Annotated in this window: 7 protein-coding genes and 1 pseudogene; 6 read left to right on the forward strand and 2 right to left on the reverse strand. The window is 64.4% G+C overall.

The annotated features are described in order from the left end of the window. Positions 1-7 precede the first annotated feature (7 nt). The 6 genes and pseudogenes from ACFWVD_RS11620 (at position 8) to ACFWVD_RS11645 (ending at position 6217) form a co-directional block, all read left to right on the forward strand. Positions 8-1153 carry an RNA-guided endonuclease InsQ/TnpB family protein gene (locus ACFWVD_RS11620; RefSeq protein WP_379241972.1) on the forward strand — a complete coding sequence of 382 codons (1146 nt, stop codon included), beginning with the start codon at positions 8-10 and terminating at the stop codon, positions 1151-1153. 123 nt (positions 1154-1276) lie between these two features. Continuing rightward, a complete protein-coding gene (locus ACFWVD_RS11625) occupies positions 1277-2104 on the forward strand; it encodes an alpha/beta fold hydrolase (RefSeq protein ID WP_379241973.1) in 828 nt (275 codons plus the stop codon). A gap of 163 nt (positions 2105-2267) precedes the next feature. Then, positions 2268-2624, forward strand: a complete 357-nt coding sequence (locus ACFWVD_RS11630; protein WP_379241995.1) for a hypothetical protein — start codon at positions 2268-2270, stop codon at positions 2622-2624. 255 nt (positions 2625-2879) lie between these two features. Beyond that, complete coding sequence (locus tag ACFWVD_RS11635) at positions 2880-3197, forward strand: recombinase family protein (RefSeq protein WP_379241974.1); 318 nt, start codon at positions 2880-2882, stop codon at positions 3195-3197. Beyond that, positions 3187-5160 (forward strand): annotated as a pseudogene (locus tag ACFWVD_RS11640) (DUF4158 domain-containing protein); the annotation flags it as partial. The gene ACFWVD_RS11635 and the pseudogene ACFWVD_RS11640, both read left to right, overlap by 11 nt. Positions 5161-5242: 82 nt before the next feature. Continuing rightward, on the forward strand, positions 5243-6217 hold the full coding sequence (locus ACFWVD_RS11645; protein ID WP_379241975.1) for a Tn3 family transposase: 975 nt from the start codon (positions 5243-5245) through the stop codon (positions 6215-6217). 86 nt (positions 6218-6303) lie between these two features. Here ACFWVD_RS11645 and ACFWVD_RS11650 read toward each other — a convergent pair whose 3' ends face one another. Together ACFWVD_RS11650 and ACFWVD_RS11655 are read right to left on the reverse strand one after the other, a co-directional pair. Continuing rightward, positions 6304-6561 carry a DUF6968 family protein gene (locus ACFWVD_RS11650; protein WP_379241976.1) on the reverse strand — a complete coding sequence of 86 codons (258 nt, stop codon included), beginning with the start codon at positions 6559-6561 and terminating at the stop codon, positions 6304-6306. Further along, the gene (locus tag ACFWVD_RS11655; protein WP_379241977.1) at positions 6558-6860 is read right to left on the reverse strand and encodes a DUF6968 family protein; all 303 of its coding nucleotides are present in this window, start codon (positions 6858-6860) and stop codon (positions 6558-6560) included. The genes ACFWVD_RS11650 and ACFWVD_RS11655 overlap by 4 nt, the downstream gene beginning before the upstream one ends. Between the last annotated feature and the right edge of the window lie 214 nt (positions 6861-7074).

The raw sequence follows: 7074 nt of genomic DNA on the forward strand, positions 1-7074 counted from the left end.
TGAGGTTGTGGAGCTTCGATACAACTTTCGCGTCTATCCGACGCCGGGCCAACAGGTAGCGTTGGCCCGCGCGTTTGGGTGTGCACGGGTGGTGTACAACGACGGGCTCCGTCTCCGCCAGGATGCGTTCGAGGCTGGGCTGCGGATCAGCGACGGCGAACTGTCCAAGCGACTCACGGCATCGAAGGCCACGCCGGAACGGGTGTGGCTGTCAGAAGTGTCGTCGGTGGTGTTGCAGCAGGCACTGGCTGATCTGAATACGGCCTTCCGCAACTTCTTTGCCTCGGCCACGGGTAAGCGCAAGGGTGCCAGGGTTGGCCGACCGAGATTTCGGTCGCGCAAGGACAATCGGCAGGCGATCCGGTTCACGAAGAACTCACGGTTCGCGGTCACGACCGGCGGTAAGTTGCGGTTGCCGAAGATCGGCGAACTCGCGGTTCGTTGGTCGCGGGTACTGCCGTGCGATCCTTCGAGCGTGTCGATCATCAAGGATGCGGCGGGCAGATACGTCGCGTCGTTTGTGGTTCGGGTCGACGATCAACCGTTGCCGCCTGTGGAGTCCGAGGTCGGTATTGACTTGGGGTTGACCACGTTCGCTGTGATGTCGAGCGGGAAGACGATCGAGAACCCAAGGTTTCTGCGGCGTGCTGAACGGAAGCTTCGCAAGGTGCAGCAGGGGCTGTCACGTAAGGAGAAGGGCTCGAAGAATCGACTGAAGGCCCGAATGAAGGTCGCTAGAGCGCACGCCCGAGTAGCTGATACACGCAAGGATTGGGCGCATAAGCATTCGACGCAGATCATCCGCGAAAACCAAGCGGTCTACGTCGAAGGCTTGAGCGTGAAGGGTCTCGCGCGTACTCGACTGGCGAAATCGGTCCACGATGCAGGTTGGGGCATGTTCACCCGCATGTTGGAGGAGAAGGCCAGTCGGTATGGCCGGACGGTGGTCAAGGTGGATCGCTGGTTCCCCTCGACCCGAATGTGTTCGGTCTGTGGGGTATTGGGCGAGAAGAAGCCGTTGCATGTGCGAATCTGGAAGTGTGGGTGCGGTGCGGTTCACGACCGTGATCTCAACGCGGCCATGAACATACTCGCGGCGGGACGCGCCGAGAGTCGAAACGCTTGCGGAGGGGTTGTCAGTCTCACCGCATAGCGGAGAGCGAGCCCCTGTGAAACAGGAACCCGCCGAGAGCGTCCGTCGTGGCGCTGGTAGGAACCCTGGTCTTCGGGCTGGGGAGGACGTCAACTGTAGCCGACATCCGGGAGAGAGGGCCTCATGACCGCCAGTTCCGCCGTCACCACCGGCACCCTCGAGGTGCCCGACGCCCGCCTGTACTACGAGGTCCGCGGGTCGGGGCCGCTGCTCGTGCTGGTCGGCGCCCCGATGAGCGCCGCCTCGTTCGCCGGGGCCGCCGAGCAGCTCGCCGCCACCAACACCGTGCTCACCACCGACCCGCGCGGCCACTTCGCCAGCCCCCTGAACGAACCGAACCAGGATTCCACGGTGCTCGCCCGCGCGGACGACCTCGCCCGGCTCATCACCCACCTGGATACGGGCCCCGCGGTGGTGTTCGGATCCAGTGGCGGCGCCGTCACCGGGTTGGCCCTGGCGCAAACCCACCCCGACCTGGTCACCACCGTGGTCGCCCACGAACCGCCACTGCGCGAACTGCTGCCCGATGCCGACGCCCACCGCGCGCTGACCGAGGACATCATCGCCACCTACGACACCGGTGACGTGATCGGTGCCTGGCGAAAGTTCTTCGCCCAAGCCTCGATTCCCATCCCCGAACCGATGTTGACCCAGATCTTCGGCGGCGACCGCGACCCCCAGCAGGTGGCCAGCGAACGCTTCTGGTTCGCCCACGAACTGCGCCACACCACCGGCTGGGTCCCGGACCCGCCGCTGCTGCGCGCGATCCCCACCCGCGTGATCGTGGGCATCGGCGCCGACTCGACCGGCCAGTTCTGCGACCACACCTCCCGCGAACTGGCTTCGGCACTGGGCGTGGAGCCGGTGCAGTTTCCCGGCGACCACACCGGATTCGCCCAGGACCCTGTCGCTTTCGCGGCTCGTCTGCAAGAGGTTCTCGACCTGCCGTGAGCGGGGTTGTTCGCTGCTGAGCGCGTCCGGCTCGACTGAGTTGGGCAGCTAACTATGGACAAGGAGCTGGTTCTTGGGTTACGGTTGAGTTAGTCAGGCAACTAACTCAGGAGTGAACGTGATTGTAGTGACCGGAGCAACCGGCAATGTTGGACGCGGCCTCGTGCAGGCCCTCGCCGCGGCGGGTGAGCAGGTGGTGGCGGTGTCGCGCGGCGCCACGGAGTTCGCGCTGCCCGATGGCGTGCGCCACCAACGGGCCGATCTCACCGCGGCCGACACACTCGCTGACGCGTTCGTCGGCGCGACCGCGTTGTTTCTGCACGACGGGGTTCCGGTAGTAATCGCGCGAAAAACAACGACAATGGCTGGACCTGCGGGTTTGCTGGCCAATCGGCTGTGTCCTGACTCACATTCCGTTGCATCGGTTCGGTGGCATGACACGCGGTCGCGGGTCGAGCACCAAGTCGGCTGGGGTGCGGATATCGAGGACCGCCAGCCATCCGGTCGACCCACCGGATGAATTCCAGTGCGCTGCGAGACACGTTCGCTCAGCGACTTCCGTCTAGGTCGGGTTACGAACGACCTCCCAGTCTGGTCCGATAGTGTCGCCAAAGGACCCTTTGACGACAGAGCTTGGAAGTGGTTTCAGAGCGGGCCGGACCCTGCGGAAACGCCCGATCGATCCAATGCAATCCGTTCCCGATTGGCGACAGGGTTTGACGACAGGCAGTACGGTGAATGGAAGCCAAATCGGTCGGCGAAAGGCGACAGTGCGATGGCCGAACTTGTCTACACGCGGGTGTCCACCGACGAGCAGAGCACCGACCGTCAGACCTATCTGCTCCGCGAGGCCGGCCTATCCGATGGCGCCGATGGCGTGAGGCTTTTCGCCGATCCGGCAACCTCGTCGAAGGTCTCCGCGCTCGAACGTGACGGATTCCGGCGGCTGGCCGGATTCGCGCGGCTCGGAGACCGGCTGACGGTTTCCGAGCTGTATGGGAGTCGGGGAGCAGATCCGCCCAATCCGGCGCTAAGCACGGAAACATCCAGCGGCGTTGACCTACAGGTGATTTCATGTCGTCGTGACCAATGAGGGCGACTACGGCCGGTTCGGGGCGCTGTCTCGTGTTGAGCTGGAACGGTTCTTCTACCTCGATGACGAAGACCGCAAGCTGATCGCGGGTCGACGCCGCGACTACAACCGATTGGGTTTCGCCCTTCAGGTCGTGACGGTCCGCCAGCTGGGCATGTTCCTGGCCGATCCGCTCGACGTGCCCGCTGAGCTGGTCGACTATCTCGCCGAGCAGTTGGGTATCGAGGACGCCTCGTGCGTGAAGCAGTACACCGAGCGGGACAAGACCAAACTCGAACACGCCTGGGAGATCCAGCACGAGTACGGCCTGACCTCCTACTCCGAGGTCGAGGCGGAGTTGGCGGCCTGGGTCGCTGATCAGGCGTGGGTGAGCGGTGACGGACCGAAAGCGACGTTCGACGGCGCGCTCGACTGGTTACGCAAACGTCAGGCGCTGCTTCCCGGTCCCCGGACTTTGGAACGGTTGGTCACCGAGGGGCGCCAAGCCGCTGATCAACGGCTGTGGGCGCAACTGACCGATCAAGTATGCGCCGGTGCTGCTTCGGCGCTACTGGCATTGCTGGAACCGCCCGAGGGCAAACGCCGTGTCAGCGAGCTGGAACGGCTTCGCAAGGGCGTGTTCCGCAACAGCTCCAAGGGGATGGTGCAGGCACTGGACCGGTTGGCCGACCTCATCGCGCTGGGCGGGCAGTCCCTGGATGTGTCGATGGTTCCGCAGCGTCGGGTTATCGGGCTGGCCACCTACGGATTGTCGAGCAAGGCGCCTGCTCTGCGGCGTCTCGAACCCCGGATCCATCGGCTGGCGGTGATGGTCGCCACGGTGAAAACGCTGTCCGGCAGAGCAACTGACGATGTGCTCGAGTTGTTCGATTTGTTGATGGTCACCGACCTGATGTCGAAGGCTGAACGGGCCTCGCGTGAGGAGAAGCTGCACCGATACCCGCGGGTCTCGCGTAATGCGGGCAAGCTCGCTGCGGCGGTGAAGGTGCTGTTGGAGATGACCGAGGTGCAACCGGACCTCAGCTTGGACATGATGTGGGATCTGATCGAGAACACCGCGACCAAGAGCGAGCTCCGTGCCGCTGTCGCGGTGATCGATGAGCTCGTTCCGGTCGATGACGCCGAGCTCAACGAGCAACGCCTCGAAGAGCTGGCCGGTCGCCTGGCCACGGTCCGGGTATTCCTGCCACAGCTGATGCGCACCGTGGCGTTCGGGGCTGCTGCGGACGGTGCGGCTGTGCTGGCAGCGATGACGACACTCGGTGAGCTGATGACGAAGAAGTCGAAACTGCCCGCGAGCTGGCTCGATGCCCGCCAGGTCGATCATGACCTCGTCGGCGGCGGGTGGAAGAGGCTGGTCTACCGCGAGGGTCGGCCACCGGAAACGGTCGACCGGGCTGCCTACAGCCTGTGCCTGCTGGAACAGTTCCATCGCCATCTCAAGCACCGCAACATCTTTGCCCCGCACTCCACGCGCTGGCGCGACCCGCGCGCCCAACTGCTCGTCGGTCCAACGTGGGAACGATCGCGCGAGGCCGGGATGAACGCGCTGAACCTGCCCGGCGATCCCGCGGCGTTGCTCGCCGAACATGCCGCCGCAGTGGACACCGCCTACCGTGAAGTCGCCGCCAGGTTGGACAGCGATGGTCCGGCGACCGTCGATGAGAACGGCCGTCTTCACCTTGCCGCGTTGAAGGCCGAACCGGACGCGCCGTCGCTGGTGGATCTGCGCCGGCGGGTCGAGGCCATGGTGCCCGAGGTCGACCTGCCCGAGCTGGTCCTGGAAGTCATGTCCTGGGTGCCCGGTTTCGCCGAGTCGTTCACCCACGCTTCCGGCAATGGTGCCCGTGTCGCTGATCTGGGCTTGTCGGTCGCGGCGGTGCTGTGCGCGAACGCGATGAACGTCGGTTTCAAGCCGGTGACCAGCCCCGGTGTGGACGCGCTGACGCGGGACCGTCTGCACCATGTCGAACAGAACTACGTTCGGTTGGAGACATTGACCGCCGCCAACTCCGAGCTGGTCAAAGGCCCAGGCCGAGATCGAGTTGGCGCAGCTGTGGGGCGGCGGGCGGCTCGCCTCGGTCGATGGCATCCGGTTCGTGGTCCCGGTCCGCACCATCCACGCCAGACCGAACCCGAAATACTTCGGCCGCAAACGGGGCATCACCTGGTTGAACATGCTCAACGACCAGTCTGCCGGCCTGTCTGCCAAGGTGGTGTCCGGCACGCCACGCGACTCGCTGAACTTCATCGACGTCGTGCAACTCCAGCAGGGCGGCACGCGGCCAGACGACATCATCACCGACACCGGTTCCTACTCCGACATCGTGTTCGGTTTGGTGCATTTGATCGGCAAGAGGTACCGGCCGCAGTTGGCGAACCTGCCCGATCAGCGGCTGTGGCGGTTCGACCCCGGCGCCGACTACGGGCCGCTCAATCAGGCCGCGCGGGGCCGCATCGACAGCGACAAGATCGCCGCTCACTGGGAAGACATGTGCCGGGTCGCGGTGTCGATCAACGAGTGTGAGGTCTCCGCTCACGACGTGACCCGCATGATCTCCCGAGACGGGAACCCCACCCCGTTAGGGCAAGCCATCGCCCACTATGGGCGAATCTTCAAAACCCTGCACATCCTGCGCCTGGCCGACGACGAACCATACCGGCGGGAAGGCAAAGTTCAGGCCAATCTCGTAGAGGGCCGCCACGACTTGGGACGGCGGATCTACCACGGAAAGAAAGGGGAGATGACTCGCACCTATTACGAGGGCATGGAAGATCAGCTCTCCGCGCTCGGGTTGGTGCTCAACTGCACGGTGCTGTGGAATACGTTCTACACCAACCGTGCCCTGGAACAGCTACGCGCCCAAGGCTATCCGGTACTCGATGCCGACGCGCAACGGCTCTCGGCCTTCATCCGAAGCCACATCGGCATCGACGGCCACTACGCCTTCCACCTGCCCGATCTCGGCGGCACACACCGCAGGCTCCGTGATCCCGACGCCGCCCGTGACGACAAATGACGCGGGCGCGTTTGCCTGTCTCGTGAACGGCCGAACCCGGCTCCACGCTGGTGGCGTGAGGCCGGGTTCGTCATTCGTCGCCGATGTCAGCGTGGTGCTGCGATCGGCCAATCCGACGGGAGGTCCAGCGCTGCGCCGATGATCTGAATCGCGCTGATCAAGGCCTGAACTTCATCGAGCCCGGGTGCAGAGCCGCCCCGGCGACCTTCGATACCGAACGGGCAGACGAAGTTCCGGGGTCGTTCCGGATCCGGGCCGGGTCGGCCGATGACGACGCGCAGCGGTCCGTCGCCGGTGCGGACGGTGCGCGAAGCCACCGGGTCAGCGATATCGTCGATGTTCACCGGCTAACCTCCGACCCCGATGCCGCCACTGGAAATCCCAGATCGCTTTGCCCGAATACCGTGAAGTTCGCGCCAGCGGCGTTGGCACTCTTCAATTCGGCCCCGACCTCGATCAATGCCGAATACAGCGCCGCGAGCGCATCCGCGCCGGATGCCGAGGACGTGCGCACACCCTCGATGCGGAACCCACACCTGAAGCCGTCATCGGACGGCTTCGGCGCACCGAATTCGATCAGCACGGGTCGGTCACCGTCGGCAACAGTCCGGGATGCGATCACTTCACCGATCTCTTCACTCACCAGCATCTCCCTCGAAACGTCGTCGGGGCTCAGATGTTGCCCAAGCACTGTTGGTACACGATCCAGGCGTTCTCCCGGCAGAACTGCTTGAGCTGTTCGTCCGGAATGCCGTAGCAGTACGGAATCTGTCAATCCTGATGAGACAGGTCAGGCTGCCTGTTCTGTGTCGGTGTTCTCCTTCGGAGGTGGGTTGATCCAGGCCGTTTCGGGCAGC

It is taken from the genome of Nocardia sp. NPDC058666 (genome assembly GCF_042714895.1).
In the GTDB taxonomy this organism is placed as follows: Bacteria; Actinomycetota; Actinomycetes; order Mycobacteriales; family Mycobacteriaceae; genus Nocardia.

Bases quoted from the DNA above. Each gene is read 5' to 3' on its own strand.
- ACFWVD_RS11625 (WP_379241973.1), top strand. From the start codon at position 1,277: ATGACCGCCAGTTCCGCCGTCACCACCGGCACCCTCGAGGTGCCCGAC.
- ACFWVD_RS11635 (WP_379241974.1), top strand. From the start codon at position 2,880: ATGGCCGAACTTGTCTACACGCGGGTGTCCACCGACGAGCAGAGCACC.